The sequence below is a fragment of the Curtobacterium sp. PhB137 genome (genome assembly GCF_003814955.1).
GTDB lineage: Bacteria > Actinomycetota > Actinomycetes > Actinomycetales > Microbacteriaceae > Curtobacterium.
The window spans coordinates 1-19,888 of sequence record NZ_RKQO01000005.1 but is presented as its reverse complement, the minus strand read 5'-3'; the positions used below and the strand labels follow the sequence as shown (position 1 = coordinate 19,888).

General features: G+C 68.5%; 8 protein-coding genes, 1 tRNA gene and 3 rRNA genes. All 12 read right to left on the bottom strand.

Annotation, left to right across the window (positions count from 1 at the left end; genetic code table 11):
• Positions 1-32: 32 nt before the first annotated feature.
• On the bottom strand, positions 33-1,052 hold the full coding sequence (locus EDF28_RS06750) for a glycoside hydrolase family 16 protein (protein WP_185094166.1): 1,020 nt from the start codon (positions 1,050-1,052) through the stop codon (positions 33-35).
• Entirely contained in the window at positions 1,037-3,043 is a 2,007-nt protein-coding gene (locus EDF28_RS06745; protein WP_123937657.1) for a PIG-L family deacetylase, read from the bottom strand. Before EDF28_RS06745 ends, EDF28_RS06750 begins: the two co-directional genes overlap by 16 nt.
• Positions 3,030-6,581 carry a glycosyltransferase gene (locus EDF28_RS06740; RefSeq protein WP_123937656.1) on the bottom strand — a complete coding sequence of 1,184 codons (3,552 nt, stop codon included), beginning with the start codon at positions 6,579-6,581 and terminating at the stop codon, positions 3,030-3,032. Before EDF28_RS06740 ends, EDF28_RS06745 begins: the two co-directional genes overlap by 14 nt.
• The gene (locus EDF28_RS06735) at positions 6,578-7,540 is read right to left on the bottom strand and encodes a glycosyltransferase family 2 protein (RefSeq protein WP_123294830.1); all 963 of its coding nucleotides are present in this window, start codon (positions 7,538-7,540) and stop codon (positions 6,578-6,580) included. The genes EDF28_RS06740 and EDF28_RS06735 overlap by 4 nt, the downstream gene beginning before the upstream one ends.
• Positions 7,537-8,478 (bottom strand): glycosyltransferase family 2 protein, encoded by a 942-nt coding sequence (locus tag EDF28_RS06730; protein WP_123937655.1) that lies wholly within the window; start codon positions 8,476-8,478, stop codon positions 7,537-7,539. Before EDF28_RS06730 ends, EDF28_RS06735 begins: the two co-directional genes overlap by 4 nt.
• 426 nt (positions 8,479-8,904) lie before the next feature.
• Positions 8,905-11,700, bottom strand: a complete 2,796-nt coding sequence (locus EDF28_RS19185) for an alpha/beta fold hydrolase (RefSeq protein WP_185094165.1) — start codon at positions 11,698-11,700, stop codon at positions 8,905-8,907.
• Between the two features lie 339 nt (positions 11,701-12,039).
• Positions 12,040-12,111 (bottom strand) — tRNA-Gln (locus tag EDF28_RS06710).
• A gap of 45 nt (positions 12,112-12,156) precedes the next feature.
• Positions 12,157-13,155 (bottom strand): NAD(P)/FAD-dependent oxidoreductase, encoded by a 999-nt coding sequence (locus tag EDF28_RS06705; RefSeq protein WP_123937653.1) that lies wholly within the window; start codon positions 13,153-13,155, stop codon positions 12,157-12,159.
• Positions 13,156-13,165: 10 nt separating this feature from the next.
• A complete protein-coding gene (gltX, locus tag EDF28_RS06700; RefSeq protein ID WP_123937652.1) occupies positions 13,166-14,653 on the bottom strand; it encodes a glutamate--tRNA ligase in 1,488 nt (495 codons plus the stop codon).
• Positions 14,654-14,753: 100 nt separating this feature from the next.
• A 5S ribosomal RNA gene (rrf, locus tag EDF28_RS06695) occupies positions 14,754-14,870 on the bottom strand.
• Between the two features lie 149 nt (positions 14,871-15,019).
• A 23S ribosomal RNA gene (locus EDF28_RS06690) occupies positions 15,020-18,148 on the bottom strand.
• 428 nt (positions 18,149-18,576) lie between these two features.
• Positions 18,577-19,888, bottom strand: a 16S ribosomal RNA gene (locus EDF28_RS06685); the annotation flags it as partial.

The following is a 19,888-nucleotide window of genomic DNA, read 5'->3' as shown; positions in this document are numbered from 1 at the left end:
CCGAGCGGTGCCGACGACGACGTCGGCACCGCTCAGTCGTTCGGGTCCGTCGTCGCGGTGTCGTCCGGCAGCGACGCGCTCGGCGCGGCACCGTCCGCCGGCACGTCGATCGTCATCCAGTCGATGAGGAGCGACCCGGCGGCGTCCGCCGGTGGGTTCCCGTCGTTCGACCCGGCCTGCACCACGAGGTGCATCCGAGCGGTCGGGATGTTCTCCGTGGTCGTGCCGACGACCTCGTCGTCGACCAGGAACGACATCCGGTCGGCGGTCCACTCGATCGTGTAGGTGTGCCAGTCCTGCAGCGACGCCTCGGTCTGCTGGTGGATGCACTTCTCGGCGGGGTCGGCCAGGCAGTGCACGTTCAGCCAGGCGGGCGCACCGAGCGCCCCCTCGGGGAAGTCGATCTCACCGTCCGACCACAGGTTCTCGTCGCTCCACAGCAGCACGGCGACGCCGTAGCCGTCGACCTCGTCGCTGCGCATCCGGATGCTGTACCGGCCGGCGGTCTGCCCGCCCCACTCGCCGTCGACGAGCGGCACGACACCGCCCGCCAGCGGCACCCCGGCGCGCGTGGTCCGCAGACGCACGTCGAGCACGCCGTCGTGCGCCGACAGGGTGGACGCCTGGTAGCGCCCCGTCCCCGCGGTGTCGGCGAACCCGTGGTACGCGACGAACCGGTCCGAGTACCGGGACTCGAAGGTCCGGTTCGTGGCGGCGTCCGCGAAGTCCTCGCCGAACACCCGGGTCCACCCCTCGGGCTCGGAGCTCGGCATCGAGACGCCGCTCGGGTCGTCGAGGGTCACGTCGTCACCGTTCGCCGTGGTGGTCGCGGTCGTGGTGCCGGCGACGATGCCGGCAACCACGAGCAGGGCGCCGGCCGCGAGCGCGGTCCGGCGGGTGCCGGGGCGCCGCGGCGGCCGGTGCCGGGACAGGCCGCGACCGTGTGCCGGTGGGGCGCCGTGGGCGGATGCCGCGTCGTCGGCGACGTGTTCCGACCAGGTGGGGCGGGCCTCCTGGCCGTCGCCCTGCTCGTCGGTCACCCGGTCGTCCACGCGCGGATCTCGGAGAGACCGACGTTGCCGGTGCTGTTCGAGACGCCCGTCACCGTGAACCGCACCCAGGTGACGTCACGCGGGGTGAAGTCGACCGTCAGGGCGTCGCCGCCGTTCGGCAGTGTGCCCACCGCGACCTGGCTGCCGTCCGAGAACGTCAGGGTGCCGCTGGTGACCTGGTCCGAGCTGTTCGGGCGGTCGTTCAGGACGATCCGACCGAGGTGCTGCGAGGCGGCCCAGTCCAGCTGGATCCACACCCCGGTCCGGCCCCACGGGGCGACCCACTCGGCCGTCGGGTTGTCGGGGTAGCCCGACACGACGCCGTCGACGGCCTTCGCGACGGTCTGCCCGGTGGACTGGTCGTCCCACGCGGCGGTCGGGGTGGCCGACCCGGTGACGTCCGACAGCGTCGGCGTCGGGGTGGGCGTGGGGGTCGGCGTCGGGGTGGGCGTGGGGGTCGGCGTCGGCGTGGGCGTCGGCGTGGTGTCCGCCGGCCGGAACGCCCGGATCTCGGCGAGGCCGACGTTCCGGGTCGTGCTGCTCACGGAACCGACCGTGAACCGCACCCAGGTGACCTGGCGGGCGCTGAACGCGACACGCTGCACGGCTCCCCCGTTGTCGAGCGACGGGACGGCGACGCTGGTGCCGTCGGAGAACGTCAGCGTGCCGCCGGTCACCTGGTCGTCGCTGTTCGGCCGGTCGGCCAGGTCGATCTCGTGCAGGGTGGTTCCCGCCGACCAGTTCAGCTGGATCCACGTGCCCGCCCGGCCGCCGGGCGCCGCCCACTCGGCCGTCGGAGCGTCCGGGTAGCCGCTCACGACGCCGTCGACGGCCTTCACGGCGGTCTGACCGTCGGCCGGGTTCTCGGCGCTCGCGGTGACGGTCGCGCCGGCGGTGACGTCGGTGCCCTGCGAGGTCGGCGGGTCCGTCGGGGGCTGGGCCGACGAGCCGACGGCGTACTGCCGGCTCAGCCAGGAGCCCTCCGGGCGCGACGCGCAGGCGGAGGTGGACCCGCAGGTCTCACCGTCGTACGCGGCGTACGCGAAGAAGGCGGCGGCCTTCGCGGCCGTCTGCGCGGAACTCAGGTTCGACGGGCGGTCCGCGATCGGGTACCCGAGGTAGCCCGTGAACGTGTGCGCCGCAGTGTAGGCGGACTGCGCCTGGTCGGCGAGGTACGCGACGGTGTGGTGGTCGCTGTGGTCGCCGTCGCCGTACGTGCCGCCGTGGTCGAGCGTGTGGATCTCGGTCGGCGCGTACCCGGTGACGAGCCCGGAGAACGTCGCGCGCAGGTCGGTCAGCGAGAAGGACGTCGGTTGGGCTGCCCCGGCGACGGTGTGGATCGTGCTGATCTGGCCCTCGTAGAGCTTCTCCAGGCTCTCGCTGCCCGTGGCCGCGAAGCCGGAGCCGTCGATGTTGCCGTCCGGCAGCTCGAGGAACACCAGGCTGAGCCGCGGGGCCGTCGCCAGGGTCGCCGTGCGGAGCGTGTGGCCGGCGACCGAGAGCTGCCCGGCGGTCCAGTTCGACGAGACGCCGGCGATCGACGCGTACGACGCCATCAACCCGTTCTCGCGGGACTGCCAGTACCAGGCGGGCTTGCCGGCGTCACCGGCGGTGACGATGACCGAGCGGACGCACTTGCCGGCGTCGATGTCGGCGCGGAGCTCGGTTCCGGAGAACAGCAGGTCGTCGTCGGCGTGCGCCACCATCGTGAGGACCCGGCCGGCGCTGCAGTCGGCGTTCGCGGCGGCCGTGCCACCCGTCGGTGTGCTGCTGGGCGTCGGCGTCGGCGTCGGTGTGGGCGTCGGCGTACTGGTCGGCGTGCTCGGCGGCGGTGTCTTCCGACCTCGTGCGTCGGCAGACATCGCACCGCCGGGTCCGGCGATGACGGCGACGACGACCGCCAGGACCCCCAGGACCGCCGCGGCGGACGCGGCGCGCGTGCGCCACGTCCGCCGGGAGGCCCGGGCCGTGCGTTCCTCAGTTCGTCGCATGCGCCAGCCCAGCCGGGGTCAGTTCGTAGACGGCGGTGGTGCCGGAGCCGAAGACGCGCTTCCAGTAGGGCGAGTCGGCCATCGCGGCCGCGAGCTCCTGGTAGTCGGCGTCGGTCTGGTACCCGTACCGCTCGTCGTAGGCGCCGAAGGGCTCGGCGACCAGTGCGTAGTACTTCGTCGCCGGCCAGTCCAGGACGAGCTGGCGGGTCATCGTGGACACGTCGGCCTCGGCGTCGTAGCCCTCCGGCTCCGGGTACGCCCCGAGGACCTCGCGGGACAGCGCCCCGACGTCGAAGTAGCGTGCGCCGGTGTTGCTCGGGACGGCGTTCGCCGAACCGGTCAGCAGCATCATGGAGCCCTTCGGCGCGGTCGCGTCGTAGAACTGCGTCGCCGCCGACTGGCTGCGCGTCGGGACGCGGTTCCAGTCGAGGGCGGTCTGACCGAACGCGCCGATGCCGACCATCGCGGCGACCGCGGCCGCAGCGACGACGACCTTGACCGCCGTGGGCTGCACCGCACGGGTGACGAGTCGACCGACGGGAGCCAGCCGGCCGCTGGGCATCGGGAGCCCCGCCGCCAGGATCGCGATCCACGGTGTCGCGAACAGCACGACGCGGAAGATGCCCTCCTGGCCGTAGTTCGTCGCGACGAGCAGCGAGATCGGGCTCGCTGCCGTGGCCAGCAGTCCCCAGTGCACGCGGTCGCGGCGCATCAGCACGGTGATCACGGCGACGAGGCCGAGGACCACGAGGGCCGCCGCGGGGATGTCGAACGCGAGCCGTGTGACGAGCGGCTTCGGCAGGACCGTCATGTCGTGCGACGGCGGCTGCACGTTGTCGAGCACCTTGCCGACGGCTCCCAGGGACAGGAACTTGCCGAGGATGTCGTCGTTCAGCAGGGCGAAGCCGACGGCGGGGACGAGCACCACGACGGGGAGCCACCAGGGGCGGAGCAGTCGGAACACGATGAGCGTCACGAGTGCGGCGACCGTCAGGTACGGGGAGATCTGGTGGGTGACGACCAGCACGATGCCGATCAGGGTGATCGCGATGATCCGGGACAGGCCGACGCGGCGGGCCCGCAGGATCGTCGAGCGGACGCCGTCGGCGGCGGTCACCGCGGTGCGTCGCAGCGGGCCGACGGCCAGCACGAGGATCACCAGGGACATCAGGATGCCCACCGACTGCGGCGAGAAGTACGTCGTGTTGAGCGAGCCGGTCATCGCGGTCAGGAACGCGGCGATCCAGGGGCGACGGTTGCCCGGCAGCCAGTTGGCGGCCAGGACCCCGACGGCGATCGTCGTGCTGAAGGCCAGCAGGACGGGGACCCACGCGGCGATGGTCATCGCGTTGTCGATCCCGCCGACGTCCGCGACCCAGGCGCCGCCGGCGAACAGGCCGGACCACGTCTGGAAGATGTCGGCGGCCGGGTTCGTCGAACCCCAGCGGCGGATGTACTCGAGCACGCCGATGTGACGGGCGGCCGCCATCACGGTGGGCATGCCGTAGGTGATGGCCTGTGCGAGCTGGATCGACCCGCCGAGCACGACGACCGGGATCGCGAGTCCGCGACCGCGCACCAGGGCGACGACGGCAGCGGCGACGACGATCGCCAGTCCGATGACCAGGCCCGGGCCGAGCGACCCGAACAGCCCGTCCGGCACCGGGTCGCCGATGTGCGTGAGCGCGGCGACGACGATGACGAGCAGGCCGACGACCGAGCCGGCGGTGACGGTGTCGGTGGTGGTCCAGCGACGGGCCGTGGCGCCCACGGCGGCCGGCTCGAGGCGGGCGCGCTGCAGTTCGGCGACGTCACGCGGCACGGCGATCGCGAGGGCGACGGCGGTGAGCACGACGACCCCGACGAACGGCACCGTGGGGTTCCAGAGCTGGAACGTCGCCATCGTGTAGCCGATGCCGATCGTGCCGACGAGCGACGCCGTGACCGCGAAGACGCTGAAGCGTGCCAGCGGCATCGGGCGGACGAGCAGCAGGGGTGCGACGCCGAGCAGCGCGAACAGGTACACGCCGATCGCACTCCCCCGCAGTACCGGGAGTCCGGCGATCGCGGCGACCCCGGCGACGAGGAGCGTCAGGACGACGATCGCCGCTGCGGTGAGTCGTGCGATCGGGCTCATCGCGTCCACCGCGAGCGGGCGGGCGGGACCGGCCGAGGCCAGACCGTGCCGGAGCTCGTGGCGACCGCGGGCGTTCCGGTCGATCGTGCCACCACCACGCAGTCGTTCGACGAGCGCCAGGAACGGCGCCGTCAGGACCGAGCGCTGCTCGACCCCGCGCAGCCGCCGCTGGGTGGCGGCGAACTCGGCGTCGACCGCGTCGGGCACGCGGTCCGCGTCCCCGGGCTGGTCGCCGGCGATGTCCGTCGCACGGTCGCCCTGCTCGAGGCCGAGTCGTGCGAAGGCGCTGAGCGCCTCGGGCGCTGCGTCCACCGATGCGGTGAGCGACTCGCGGTCGATGGCGTTCTTGGTCATCCAGGCTCCGAGTCCGTGGCCGTGCGCGGCTGCAGCGGCGCGGAGCGACGCGACGTCGTCCGCCGATCGCTGCCACGCGATGGCGGCCGGTTCGACGGCGATCGCGGATCCGGCGAACAGCAGTCGTGTGAAGAGGTCGAGGTCGTCGCCGGCACCGACGCGGGTGCCCGGTCCGAAGGCGGTGTCGAAGCCGCCGATCCGGAGCGCGGTCGCGCGGTGCACGGCGAGGTTGTCACCGGTGCCGTAGGCAGCGGCGGCGAAGGGGTGGTGCGGGGGCGCGTCGTCGGTGCCGTCGAGGCGGAACACCCGACGGCGGACGGTGCGGCCAGCTGCGGTGCGGTCGTCGTGCCAGCGCTGCGCGGGGGTGCGCAGTTCGGCGCTCGGGACGAGCCCGGTGACGCAGGCGACGTCGGGGTCCGCGGCGAAGGCGGTGGCCAACGCGGCGACCCAGTCACCGTCCACGACGGCGCCCTCGGCGACGAACGCGACGACCTCGCCGCTCGCGGCGAGGAGTCCGGCGTTGCGGGCGGCGGCGAGGCCACCGGTCGGCGCGGCGATCGTGGTGACGCGCCGACCGCCGATCTCGACCGTCGCGGTGCCGCTGTCGTCGGCGCCGTGCGAGACGACGACGACGTCGAAGTCGGGGTACTCGTTGGCGAGCACCGACCGCATGGTGGTGCCAGCGGCCCCGTCCGTGCAGAGCACCACGGTGACGGACGGCAGCACCAGACCTGCTGCCGGCCGACGCTCGGGCACCGGCATCGGCCGGATCGCGCGCTGGAGGGTGCGGACGTCGATGGTCCCGCCGATGCGGCGACGCTCGGTGATGTCCGCCTCGACGAAGCCGAGCGGCTCGCCGTGGTCGCGGACGAGCAGTCGGGCGCGCCGGTAGCCCGCGGCGCCCTCGAGTGCGACCACGTCACGGTGGCTGGACGCGTGCACGTCGGCGCGGTCGACCTCGCCGACCCACAGGGCGCCGTCCCACGTCGGGGACAGCGGCCCGGTCACGATCGGCGAGATGACCATCGCCAGGGTCGCGCGGGTCACCGCGTCCCCACCGGCTGGGGGACGGGGGCGGCCGCCGGGGTGCGGACGACGACGCCACCGAGGACACGCCCGACGGCGTAGCCCGTGACGGTCGACGCGACGGAGAGCACGATCGCGAAGGCACGCAGGGCACCGCCGCGACCGATGTGGCGCAGTTCGCGCAGCACCGCTCCGGGGATGACCTTCGTCAGGTACGTCGACTCGCTGGCGAGCGAGTCACCCGTGCCGACGCGACGGCTCAGGACGGCCTTCGAGATGCCCTCGTAGTAGCTGCGACGGCGCAGGTAGCGCATCGTCACGCGGTCCGGGGAGACCCGGTGCGAGACGTTCGAGCGCGGTTCGTGGCGGATGCGCGCACCCGGACGGGCCTGGGCGATGCGGATGCAGAGTTCGGTCTCCTCGCAGCCGAGCGGCTGGTTGCCGACGCGGCCGATGCCGGAGCGGAACCCGCCGGCGAGCATGATCGCGTCACGGCGGAACGCCATGCTCGAGCCGATGACGTTGCGCACGTCGCCGGGGGTCTCGGGCAGGCCGCGGTAGGAGCAGCCGACGATCCAGAGGAGTTCGTCGGCGTACGGGCCGGCACCGGTGGCGGTGGGCCAGGACGGTGTGGCCCGGCCGCCGACGCCGACGACGTCCGGGTCCTCGAGGGCGGTGAGCATGTGGCCGAGCCAGTCCGGGTCGGCGGTCGCGTCGTCGTCCAGGAACGCGACGACGTCGGCGTCGGTGAGGGCGACGCCCGTGTTGCGGGCACCGGACAGGCCGCGGTCCTCGGTGTTCGGGACGACGCGGAGCTCGGGCCAGCGCGCCGCGGCGCGGGCGAGGAGCTCGGGTTCGTGGTCGATCACGACGACGACCTCGGGGGCCTCGGGCTGGCGCTTGGCGGACTCGACGCTGTCCTGCAGGTCGCCCCAGCGCTGCTGGGTGTAGGCGCAGATGACGACCGCGACGGTCGTCACGCGACTTCCTCCTCGAGGCTGGCGACGGCCGCGACGGGGGCGCCGTGCGGGGCGTGCGCGCCGAGCGGGGCGTGCCCGGCCGCGTGGACCGGAGCGTGCGGAGCGGAAGCGTGCGGTGCGGCGGCGTGCGGTACGGCGGCCAGCTGCTCGGCCGGCGGCACGACGCTCATCGCGGCACGACGGACCTCGGAGCGGCCGATCGCTGCGCGACGACGCTCGTGCATGATCGACTTCAGCACGCGGATGCCGTCGGTCACGGCGTTCAGGTTGCTCGAGCCGTGCACGCGGAGCTTCTCGTGGCTGGGGACCTCGGTGATCGCGAGCTCGGCGGCCGACCAGCGGCAGGTGAGCACGGTCTCGATCTCGAACCCGTCGCCCCAGAGCATCGAGCCGTCGGACGGCTTCGGCAGCTCGGAGGACAGCAGGCCGATCTCCGGCAGGACGTCGGCCCAGAAGGCGTTGTAGCCGTAGCAGAGGTCGCTGTAGCGGGTGCCGAGGATGATGTTGCAGAGCATGTTCAGGCCACGGTTGCCCAGGTTGCGGACGATCGTGATGTCGTCACTGCCGCCGCCGAGCGAGTAGCGGGTGCCCTTCGCGACGTCGGCGCCCTCGACGAGCGCCTGCACGAAGCGCGGGATCTCGTCCGGGTCGGCGGAGCAGTCGGCGTCGAACATGACGACGACGTCGCCGGTGACGGCCTCGAACCCGCAGGCGAGGGCGTTGCCCTTGCCCTTGCGGGTCTGGTGCACGACGCGGATGTCGGGCATCACGCGCTGCGCGGTGGCGATGGTGTCGTCGACGGAGTTGCCGTCGACCAGGATCACCTCGTACACCGGCGGGAGCTTCGGCAGGATGATCTCGAGGTTTCGGGCCTCGTTCCGCGCCGGGATGACGACGGAGACCCTCGGGTCTGCAGGGCGAACGGTACGTGCGGGCATGGGCGCGGTCCTGTCGGGTCAGGGTTGCTGTCGGGTTGTGGCTCGTGTGACGAGCGGCGCGTCCTCGGATGACGCATCGACGACGGTGACCGTCGTCGGTCGAGCAGCGGGACGCGGGTACGACGCCGCCGGCTTCGCAGGTGAGTGGGTACTCTCCCCCGCGTGTCCAACCATCGTCGCGGGGTGGCAGGCGGTCAATGCGCGGTGCGGTCCATTGCGGACACTCGGCCGCGGATACGGAAACCCGCAACACCGCGCCGGCCGCGTGCCGTGGACGCAGGGGCAGACGTGACGGGAGGCGCGGTGCCAGCTGGCCCCGCGCCTCCCGTCCGCTTCCTGGTCGCGACCACCGCACCCGGTGAGCAGAAGACGTCGCCTCCGGACCGCGGAGGCGACGTCTTCTGCTCACTCGATGCGCGCAGCCGCTCAGTTCCGGGCCGCGCCCTCCGTCGCGAACGCCGCACGCAGCGCCGTCGCGAGGTCGGCCACGTGCGGTTCCCGCAGCAGCGAGCTGTGCTCGGCCGCGATCCGCACCGTCTCGGTCCGCCCGCGCAGCAGCGCGGACCAGCCGGTCGCGTCCGGGTTCGCATCGGCGAGCACGTACGTCGCCCGTCCGTGGAACGGCGTCGGGTGGTGCCGCCGGGTGACGAGCTCGGCCTGGTCGAAGAAGGCGTCGAAGTCCTTCTGCCCGCCGTGCCGCAGCACACCAGCGCTGTAGGCCCGCGCGCGCTTCGCGACGTGCTCGCCCCACGACATGCCGGACGGCATGACCCGCCGGACGGCCCCGGCGAGGCGCTGGCCGACGACACGGACTGCGGGGTTGCGGTGTTCGCGGGGCTCGAGCCGTCCGAAGTGCTTCCGGACCCCCTCGGCCCCGGTCCGCGGCAGGTAGGTGTCCAGCAACGCGACGTGCTCGACCTGCTCGCCGCTCTCGGTGAGCAGCCGGGCGATCTCGAGCGCGATCAGTCCGCCGAGCGAGTGGCCGACCAGCAGGTACGGTCCGCGCGGCTGCACGATGCGCATCAGGGCGACGTACCGGCGGGCGCTGGCCTGGATGCTCCAGTCCGGCATGCCCCGACGCTCGAGGCCGTGCTGCTGGAACGCGTACACGTCGTGCTCGGGCAGGTAGCGGGACAACGGCAGGAACGTCAGGGCGAGCGCACCACCGCCGGCGAAGCAGAACACCGGCGGACGGCCGGACTCGCGCGCGCCGGACACCTTGACGACGTCGGGGTGGCTCGGCAGCGCCGTCGTGCCGCTCCGCACCCGTCGAGCGAACGCTCGGAGCGTGGGGTGCTGCAGGACGTCCGACGAGCGCAGGTCGATGCCGAGACGGCTCTGCACGAGCGCGAGCATCTCCTCCGCCGACAACGAGTCGCCGCCGAGGGCCGAGAAGTCCTCGTCGAGGTGGACGCCGCGCAGGCCCAGCACCTCGGCCCAGATCTGCCCGACCACGAGCTCCCACTGGTCGTACTCGCCCTCGACCATCTCGGTCTCGATGCTCGGCGCACCCGGCAGCTCGGCCCGGTCGACCTTGCCGCGTTCGTTCCGCGGCAGCTCGGTCATCGGCACGATCGACGCCGGCACCATGTACTCCGGCAGGCGGTCGCGCAGGGCCAGGCGCAGGGCCGCGGGCGCCGGCGTGCGCTGGCCCGGACGGCCGACGACGTACGCGACGAGGCGGGTGACGGCGGGCGGGTCGACCTGCGCGGTGACGACGGCGTCGTGCACCTCGGGGATCGCGCGGAGCGCCGCCTCGACCTCGCTCGGTTCCACGAGGTACCCGCGGACCTTGACGGCGTCGTCGGAGCGTCCGAGCAGCACGAGCCGGCCGTCCGGCTCGATCCGGGCCAGGTCGCCCTGGCGCCAGGTCGGCGTACCGTCGTCGGTGCGTCCGGCACGCTCGGCGGTCTTCTCCGGGGCACCCCAGTACCCGGCGGTCAGGCCCTGGGAGACGATGACGAGTTCGCCGGTCTCCCCCGGGTCGGCGGGGCTGCCGTCCTCGCGCAGCACGAGCACCTGCTTGCCGGGCAGCGGCCACCCAGCGGGCACCACGCCCTCGGGCACCGGGGCACCGGGCTCCACGGGGCAGTACGCCACGCAGCCGGTCTCGCTCGACCCGAAGGCGTTCAGCAGCAGCGTCGTCGGGTCGAGATGCGGTCGGGCGGCGGCGATGTCGGCGCCGGTCACCGCCTCGCCGGTGGTCATCAGGAAGCGGAGGCCGCCGAGCGCGGGGCCCGCCCCGGACGCCTGCGCCCCGGGTGCCGTCTGCGAGCCGACGATCGAGCGCAGCAGGTGCGGGGTGCAGACGAGGACGTTCACGCCGTCGGCGGAGAACCGTGCGAGCAGGCGTTCGACCCCGAGCTCGCGGGGTTCGAGGAGCACGACGCTGCCGCCGCTCAGCAGGGTGTCGAACGAGAACAGCAGGCCGGCGGCGAACGACAGCGGCAGGACCACGCCGAGGCGGTCACCGGGTCCGGTGCCGAGGGCGACGGCGTCCTGCTCGGCGTTCGCGAGCTGCTGCCGGTGCGTCAGGACGACACCCTTCGGCATGCCCGTCGAGCCGGAGGTGAACACGATCGCGAACGCGTCGTGGCCGCCCGGGCGGGTGCCGGTCGCGTCGGCCGCTGTGTCCGGCTGCGTTTCGCTGCCCGCGGTCTCGCCGCCGGCTGTTTCGTTGCCCGCTGTCGCGCTGCCCGCTGTCTCGCCGCGTCGTTCGATCAGCTCGTCGAGTGCGTGCACCCGGCCGTCCCGGTCGGCGACGACGGTCGCCGCCAGGTCGGCGCGTGCGGCGTCCGCCACGATCTCGTCGACCCCGGCGAGCTGCGCGACGTGCCCGAGACGGACGGCTGGCAGGTGCTCGTCGAGCACCACCACGGTGCGCCCCGCGCGGACGAGCGCCAGGATCGCGACGACGGCCTCGGTGGTCTGGCCGGCCATGACGCCGACCGGCTTCGATGCCCCACCGGCCACGGCGCCGACGCCGGCACCACTGTGGTCGTCGGGTCGGAGCTCGGCCCCGAGCACCGACGCGAGGTCGCGCGCCGCCCGGTCCGCCTCGCTGAACGTGTAGGGACGGCCGTCCCCGGCAAGAGCAGCGGCGTCACCGTGGAGCGCGACCACACGGTCCCAGCGGTCCAGCACGGAGTGGTCGTCCGCCAGCGGGATCGCGGCGCGGTGGGTCCAGTGCTCGGTCGTCGTCAGCGGGTCGGCGGAGGTCACGATGACACCTCGGATGCTCGTCGGCGGGCCGCCGCGGGTCCCGCGCCGGTCCTGCGACGGTACGTCCGACGGGGTACGGCCCACGAGCCGTGTCACGCGGGGTGCGGGGTCACGCAACCCGACCGGGAGGACCGGTGCACCTCCGCCAGCGTGCTCGGCCCTCGTACGGGGACGGTCCAGGGCCGCGGGTGGCCCGGGTGGGCGCGGAGCATCGTGCGGTTCCGCGCAACCTCGGAATGCGCAGTCCGGAGCCTGTGGATCGCCGATGGAGGCGATGGCGGCGCACGAGTCCGGAGACGAGAACAGCCCCCGGGGATCCCGGGGGCTGTTCTTCGAGTGCTGGGGTACCTGGACTCGAACCAAGAACGACGGTACCAGAAACCGCTGTGTTGCCAATTACACCATACCCCAAAAGGCCTGCTGGCCTTCTGTCCCCGTTGTCCGGGGCACGATCAACTACTGTACAGCATCCCGGAGGTCCACGAGACCACCCACGAGGTCTCGGTGCACTGCCGCTGCCGTCGTGGCACCGTGCCCGGCGGCGACGATGAGCTGCTCCGGCCCGGGAGGGGTCACGTCCCCCACGGCGTACAGCCCGGGAACCGTGGTCCGGCCGACCCGGTCGACGACGAGGAGTCCGTGGGCATCGCGCTCCGGGGCCGTCGGCGCGCCGGGCGTGTCGGCGCGCAGCCAGTCGAGGTCGGCGTGCCACGTCGGTCGGACGAAGCCGCCCGTCCGCGGCTCCACGTGGCCGTCGACCAGCCGGACCCCGGTCATGCCGGTCCGGTCGCCCTCGAGGTCCTCGATCACCCGCTCGTCGACCACGACGCCGGCACGCGCCAACCGGGCTCGCCCCGCGTCGTCGAGCGGAGCGACACCGTTCGTGTACACGATGAGGTCGTCGGCCCACGCCGCGATGAGCAGTGCCCGGTCCACGACGTCGTCGGTCTCGCAGATGAAGGCGAGGGGCTCCCCCGCCTTCTCGTAGGCGTCGCACTCGACGCAGCTGTGCACCGCGGTGCCGTACAACGCACGGAGCATCGGCAGTGCCGGGAACTCCTCGCGCAGCCCCGTGGCGACGACGACGGTCCGCGCCCGCGCGTCCACCTCGGCACCACGCCAGGTCCCGTGCAGCCGCCACCCGTCGGCGTCGGGGGTCACCAGGTCGACCACGGCCTGCACGATCGTCGCCTCGGGGTACTCCTCGACCTCGGCGCGACCGAGCTTCCGGAGCTCGAGGGGGGAGATCCCGTCACGCGTCAGGAAGCCGTGCGACCGCAGGGTCGCGGCGTTGCGTGGCCGGTTCGCGTCGACGAGGAGCACCGTGCGCTTCGCCCGCACCAGGTTGAGCGCAGCGCTCAGACCGGCCGGTCCGGCGCCGATGACCGCGACGTCGTGGACGACCGGGGTACTCGGCACGCCCGTGGGTCCTGCAGCGCTTCCCGCGGTGCTCATCGTTCGCCGTTCAGCGGGCCGCGAGGGCGCGGAGCCGCGTCAGGGTGGACTCCTTGCCGAGGATCTCCATCGACTCGAAGAGCGGCGGGCTGATCCGGCGCCCGGAGACCCCCACGCGCAGCGGACCGAAGGCGACCCGGGGCTTCAACCCGAGGTCGTCGATGAGCGCCGTGCGGAGGGCACCCTCGATCGCCTCGGTGCGCCAGTCGTCGAGCTGCTCGAGCGCCGCGATGCCGGCCGTGAGCACGGCGCCGGTGTCGCCCTTGAGCGATGCCAGTGCGTCGTCCTCGACCACCAGGTCGGCGTCGGCGGTGAACAGGAACCCGAGCATCGCCGGGGCCTCACCGAGCAGCTGCATGCGCTCCTGGACGAGCGGCGCCGCCTTCGTCAGGACCTCGGTCTGCTCCGCGGTCGGCGGGTCGGCCACGAGGTCGGTCAGGTACGGCAGGAGCCGGGAGCGGAAGTCCGACGGCTCGAGCAACCGGATGTGGTCGCCGTTGATCGCCTCGGCCTTCTTGTGGTCGAAGCGCGCCGGGTTCGGGTTGACGTCGGTGACGTCGAACGCCGCCACCATCTCGTCGATCGAGAAGACGTCGCGGTCGGCACCGATCGACCACCCCAGCAGGGCCAGGTAGTTGACGAGCCCCTCGGGGATCATGCCGGCGTCGCGGTGGTGGAACAGGTTCGCCTCGGGGTCGCGCTTCGAGAGCTTCTTGTTGCCCTCGCCCATGACGTACGGCAGGTGACCGAACACCGGGATCGCCGGTGCGAGCCCGATCTCGTACAGCGCCTCGTACAGGGCGATCTGCCGCGGGGTCGACGACAGCAGGTCCTCGCCACGCAGGACGTGCGTGATGCCCATCAGGGCGTCGTCCACCGGGTTCGTGAACGTGTACAGCGGCTTGCCGTTCGGCCGGACGACCACGAAGTCCGGGAACGTCCCCTGCTTGAAGGTGATCTCGCCACGGACGAGGTCGTCGAAGCTCAGGTCACGGTCCGGGACCCGGAGTCGCAGCGCCGGCTCGCGGCCCTGGTCGCGGAACGCCTGACGCTCGTCGTCGGACAGGTCCCGCTCGTGGTTGTCGTAGCCCTGCTTCGGATCGCGCCCGGCAGCCTTGTTGCGGGCCTCCATCTCCTCGGGCGTGACGAAGGACTCGTAGATGTGCCCGGACGCCTTGAGCTTCGCGATGACGTCGTCGTAGATCGCGGTCCGCTCCGACTGCCGGTACGGTCCGTGCTCACCGCCGGCGTCGACGCCCTCGTCCCAGTCCAGCCGGAGCCAGCGCAGGCCGTCGAGGATCTGCGCGTAGGACTCTTCGCTGTCCCGCGCGGCGTCGGTGTCCTCGATGCGGAACACGAGCTTGCCGCCGGTGTGGCGTGCGTACGCCCAGTTGAAGAGCGCCGTGCGGATGAGCCCCACGTGCGGGGTCCCCGTCGGGCTCGGGCAGAAACGGACGCGGATCTCGGACCCGGAAGCAGTGGTGAATGGCGCAGTCATGACCCGCCAATGCTACCGTCACGCCCTGCTCGAGCGACGCGTGAACGCAGAAAACCCCTGACCAGTGCTGGTCAGGGGTTCCCTGGTGTTGCAACGTTAAGTCCGGCGGCGTCCTACTCTCCCACAAGGTCCCCCTTGCAGTACCATCGGCGCTGAGAGGCTTAGCTTCCGGGTTCGGAATGTGACCGGGCGTTTCCCTCTCGCTATGACCACCGGAACACTTTCGACCATCAATCCTGGTCTCAAACATGTTCCGGCTGCTGCCCACGAATGGGCAAAGCGGTGTATTCAGTTTGATTCCCGATCGTCTGTCGGGAACCACAAAGTGGACGCGAGCCCGTGCAACAAGTGCACGGAAATCAGTGTGTTATCAAGTCTTCGGCTTATTAGTACCGGTCAGCTCCACGGGTCGTTAGTCCCCGCTTCCACATCCGGCCTATCAACCCAGTAGTCTGCTGGGAGCCTCTCACACTCAAGGTGCATGGAAATCTCATCTCGAAGACGGCTTCCCGCTTAGATGCTTTCAGCGGTTATCCGGTCCGAACGTAGCTAATCAGCGGTGCCCTTGGCAGAACAACTGACACACCAGAGGTTCGTCCATCCCGGTCCTCTCGTACTAGGGATAGATCTTCTCAAATTTCCAACGCGCGCAGCGGATAGGGACCGAACTGTCTCACGACGTTCTAAACCCAGCTCGCGTACCGCTTTAATGGGCGAACAGCCCAACCCTTGGGACCTACTCCAGCCCCAGGATGCGACGAGCCGACATCGAGGTGCCAAACCATGCCGTCGATATGGACTCTTGGGCAAGATCAGCCTGTTATCCCCGAGGTACCTTTTATCCGTTGAGCGACAGCGCTTCCACAAGCCACTGCCGGATCACTAGTCCCGACTTTCGTCCCTGCTCGACCTGTCAGTCTCACAGTCAAGCTCCCTTGTGCACTTACACTCGCCACCTGATTGCCAACCAGGTTGAGGGAACCTTTGGGCGCCTCCGTTACTCTTTGGGAGGCAACCGCCCCAGTTAAACTACCCATCAGGCACTGTCCATGAACCCGATCAGGGTCCTACGTTAGACATCCAGAGTGACCAGAGTGGTATTTCAACAATGACTCCACGAACACTAGCGTGCCCGCTTCACAGTCTCCCACCTATCCTACACAAGCCACACCGAACACCAATACCAAACTGTAGTAAAGGTCACGGGGTCTTTCCGTCCTGCTGCGCGTAACGAGCATCTTTACTCGTAGTGCAATTTCGCCGAGTTCGCGGTTGAGACAGCTGGGAAGTCGTTACGCCATTCGTGCAGGTCGGAACTTACCCGACAAGGAATTTCGCTACCTTAGGATGGTTATAGTTACCACCGCCGTTTACTGGGGCTTAAATTCAGAGCTTCGCCCAAAGGCTAACCCTTCCTCTTAACCTTCCAGCACCGGGCAGGCGTCAGTCCGTATACATCGTCTTGCGACTTCGCACGGACCTGTGTTTTTAGTAAACAGTCGCTTCCCACTGGTCTCTGCGGCCTTCAACGCTCACGGAGTAAATCCGGTCACGTGTCCGGCCCCCCTTCTCCCGAAGTTACGGGGGCATTTTGCCGAGTTCCTTAACCACGATTCTCTCGATCTCCTTGGTATTCTCTACCTGACCACCTGAGTCGGTTTCGGGTACGGGCGGCTGCAACCTCGCGTCGATGCTTTTCTCGGCAGCATAGGATCACTGATTTCCCCTTACGGGTACGCGTCGGATCTCAGGCGTACAGACGACGGATTTGCCTATCGTCAGCCCTACATCCTTACACCAGGTTCACCTTACGGATACCATCGCCTGGCTCAGCTACCTTCCTGCGTCACACCTGTTCATACGCTAACCGCACCAGCATGGGGTCGAGCGTTAGACCGGCCACCATCACCCCGAAGGGATCCGGTTGATCCGGGTTAGGACTCTTAGCACCACTGGATTAGCTTGGGCGGTTGTTCGCCGGTACGGGAATATCAACCCGTTGTCCATCGACTACGCCTGTCGGCCTCGCCTTAGGTCCCGACTTACCCAGGGCGGATTAACCTGGCCCTGGAACCCTTGGTCTTTCGGAGGACGGGTTTCTCACCCGTCTTTCGCTACTCATGCCTGCATTCTCACTCGTGTAGCGTCCACGGCTGGATCACTCCGCCGCTTCACTCGCCACACGACGCTCTCCTACCACTCCGCACGACTGAACCACGAAGGCTTGTCTAGTGTGCGAAATCTACAACTTCGGTGGTGTGCTTGAGCCCCGTTACATTGTCGGCGCGGAATCACTTGACCAGTGAGCTATTACGCACTCTTTCAAGGGTGGCTGCTTCTAAGCCAACCTCCTGGTTGTCTATGCAACTCCACATCCTTTCCCACTTAGCACACGCTTAGGGACCTTAGTTGGTAGTCTGGGTTGTTTCCCTCTCGACGATGAAGCTTATCCCCCACCGTCTCACTGCTGCGCTCTCACTCACCGGCATTCGGAGTTTGGCTGACGTCAGTAACCTGTTGAGGCCCATCGGCCATCCAGTAGCTCTACCTCCGGCGAGAAACACGCAACGCTGCACCTAAATGCATTTCGGAGAGAACCAGCTATCACGAAGTTTGATTGGCCTTTCACCCCTATCCACAGCTCATCCCCTCCATTTTCAACTGAAGTGGGTTCGGTCCTCCACGACGTCTTACCGTCGCTTCAACCTGGCCATGGATAGATCACTTCGCTTCGGGTCTAGAACATGCGACTCAAACGCCCTATTCAGACTCGCTTTCGCTACGGCTGCCCCACACGGGTTAACCTCGCCACATATCACTAACTCGCAGGCTCATTCTTCAAAAGGCACGCCGTCACCCCTACTAAGGAGGCTCCGACGGTTTGTAAGCAAACGGTTTCAGGTACTATTTCACTCCCCTCCCGGGGTACTTTTCACCTTTCCCTCACGGTACTTGTCCGCTATCGGTCATCTGGGAGTATTTAGGCTTATCAGGTGGTCCTGACAGATTCACACGGGATTTCTCGGGCCCCGTGCTACTTGGGATACACATCCGGCCATAACACCATTTCGTCTACGGGGCTGGCACCCACTACGGCCCGGCTTTCAAACCGGTTCGACTATGATGCGCTGTAACCGCCCCAGTCCGGCAGAACTGAGTGACGTGTCCCACAACCCCGACCATGCAACGCCCGCCGGCTATCACACATGATCGGTTTAGCCTCATCCGCTTTCGCTCGCCACTACTCACGGAATCACATGTTGTTTTCTCTTCCTGTGGGTACTGAGATGTTTCACTTCCCCACGTTCCCTCTACCCGCCCTATATATTCAGGCGGGAGTCACCAGGTCACAAAAGCGCCCAGCGGGGTTTCCCCATTCGGAAATCCTCGGATCAGGGCTCGATTATCAGCTCCCCGAGGCTTATCGCAGATTTCTACGTCCTTCTTCGGCTCCAGATGCCAAGGCATCCACCGTTTGCTCTTAGAAACTTGACCACAAAGATTAAAATTGCGATCCGTCATCACCCACAACACGAACACCAAAAGTGCCCGGTCGATTGGATGACGCGAATCAAAGATGCTCGCGTCCACTGTGTAGTTCTCAACATACGATCGGCACCACACTCCCCACCGTCCAGTGACAGTGCTTCATGCGGCCCAACGAAGGACCCGTAGGCCCAACCCCCAACCCACCTCACGGCAGATCAGGAAGCCTGGTCCCTCAGGACCCAACAACGTGCACCAGCAGGCAACTCCACCCCAACCCGTCCCAACCCTGCAAGCAGAGCGTACTGAGGTCGGAAGCATCACTCCCAACTGCACTGTCAATGTTCCACCCATGAGCTACCGGCAACCACGTTCGGGTTACTCGGCGCCTGGACCACGCCCACCCCGAAGGGCACACGAGGCCAGATGCTCCTTAGAAAGGAGGTGATCCAGCCGCACCTTCCGGTACGGCTACCTTGTTACGACTTAGTCCTAATCACCGATCCCACCTTCGACGGCTCCTTCCACAAGGGTTAGGCCACCGGCTTCGGGTGTTACCGACTTTCATGACTTGACGGGCGGTGTGTACAAGGCCCGGGAACGTATTCACCGCAGCGTTGCTGATCTGCGATTACTAGCGACTCCGACTTCATGAGGTCGAGTTGCAGACCTCAATCCGAACTGAGACCGGCTTTTTGGGATTCGCTCCACCTTACGGTATCGCAGCCCTTTGTACCGGCCATTGTAGCATGCGTGAAGCCCAAGACATAAGGGGCATGATGATTTGACGTCATCCCCACCTTCCTCCGAGTTGACCCCGGCAGTCTCCTATGAGTCCCCGGCATAACCCGCTGGCAACATAGAACGAGGGTTGCGCTCGTTGCGGGACTTAACCCAACATCTCACGACACGAGCTGACGACAACCATGCACCACCTGTACACCGACCACAAGGGGGCGACCATCTCTGGCCGTTTCCGGTGTATGTCAAGCCTTGGTAAGGTTCTTCGCGTTGCATCGAATTAATCCGCATGCTCCGCCGCTTGTGCGGGCCCCCGTCAATTCCTTTGAGTTTTAGCCTTGCGGCCGTACTCCCCAGGCGGGGCGCTTAATGCGTTAGCTACGACACAGAAACCGTGGAAAGGTCCCTACATCTAGCGCCCAACGTTTACGGCATGGACTACCAGGGTATCTAATCCTGTTCGCTCCCCATGCTTTCGCTCCTCAGCGTCAGTTACGGCCCAGAGATCTGCCTTCGCCATCGGTGTTCCTCCTGATATCTGCGCATTCCACCGCTACACCAGGAATTCCAATCTCCCCTACCGCACTCTAGTCTGCCCGTACCCACTGCAAGCCCGAGGTTGAGCCTCGGGATTTCACAGCAGACGCGACAAACCGCCTACGAGCTCTTTACGCCCAATAATTCCGGACAACGCTTGCACCCTACGTATTACCGCGGCTGCTGGCACGTAGTTAGCCGGTGCTTTTTCTGCAGGTACCGTCACTTTCGCTTCTTCCCTACTAAAAGAGGTTTACAACCCGAAGGCCGTCATCCCTCACGCGGCGTTGCTGCATCAGGCTTTCGCCCATTGTGCAATATTCCCCACTGCTGCCTCCCGTAGGAGTCTGGGCCGTGTCTCAGTCCCAGTGTGGCCGGTCACCCTCTCAGGCCGGCTACCCGTCGTCGCCTTGGTGAGCCATTACCTCACCAACAAGCTGATAGGCCGCGAGTCCATCCCCAACCAAAAAA

Coding starts and splice junctions, on each gene's coding strand:
- EDF28_RS06745 (WP_123937657.1), bottom strand. CDS start 3,043: ATGCGACGAACTGAGGAACGCACGGCCCGGGCCTCCCGGCGGACGTGG.
- EDF28_RS06730 (WP_123937655.1), bottom strand. CDS start 8,478: ATGCCCGCACGTACCGTTCGCCCTGCAGACCCGAGGGTCTCCGTCGTC.
- EDF28_RS06705 (WP_123937653.1), bottom strand. CDS start 13,155: ATGAGCACCGCGGGAAGCGCTGCAGGACCCACGGGCGTGCCGAGTACC.
- gltX (WP_123937652.1), bottom strand. CDS start 14,653: ATGACTGCGCCATTCACCACTGCTTCCGGGTCCGAGATCCGCGTCCGT.